This window comes from Corallococcus sp. AB049A, from assembly GCF_003668885.1.
Taxonomy (GTDB): domain Bacteria; phylum Myxococcota; class Myxococcia; order Myxococcales; family Myxococcaceae; genus Corallococcus; species Corallococcus interemptor.
In genome coordinates, this window is the sequence record NZ_RAWL01000875.1 from 1 (window position 1) to 675 (window position 675).

The 675-nt window shown below is 71.4% G+C and carries 1 protein-coding gene; it reads right to left on the reverse strand.

Going from position 1 to position 675, the window contains the following annotated elements; translation table 11 throughout:
• Positions 1–675 (reverse strand): AMP-binding protein (locus D7X55_RS40015; protein ID WP_147470448.1); only part of this gene is annotated, 675 nt, incomplete at both ends.

A 675-nucleotide genomic window follows, 5' to 3' on the forward strand; every position in this document is an offset into this window, starting at 1 on the left:
CCCGCCACGCCATCACCTCCTGCAACGTCCCGTTCAGGAAGGCCGCACGGCACGCGTGCCGCTGCACCTTGCCGCTGCTCGTCTTCGGCAGGCTGCCCGGTTCAATCAGCACCACCGCGTGCGCCTGCACCTCGTGTGACTCCGCCAGCCGCTGACGGATGGCGCCCACAGCCGCGTTCGCCACCTCCAGCTTCTGCCGCAAGTCTCCCAGTCGCCGGACGTCAACCTCCTGCACGACGACCGCGCGCTCCTCGCCCGCCACCTCCACCGAGAACACCGCGCCACCGCCTGGCCGCAGCGCCGGGTGTGCTGCCTCCACCGTTGCTTCCAAGTCCTGCGGGTAATGGTTTCTCCCGCGCAGGATGAGCAGGTCCTTGCGCCGTCCCGTGACGTACAGCTCTCCGTCCGGCCGCAGGAAACCCAGGTCCCCCGTGCGCAGGTATGGCCCCGACGCGTCACCGGCGATTCGCGCCTGGAACGTCTCGCGCGTCACGTCCTCGCGGCCCCAGTACCCCTGGGCCACGCTCGGGCCGGACACCCAGATTTCACCCACCTGCCCAGGCGCCCGCCGCTCCAGCGTCTCCGGGTCCACGATGGCCAGTCGCTGTTCCGCCAGCGTCCGGCCACACCCCACCAGCGTCCGTGCCCCGGCCTCCGCCGCGCCCACTTCCTCCG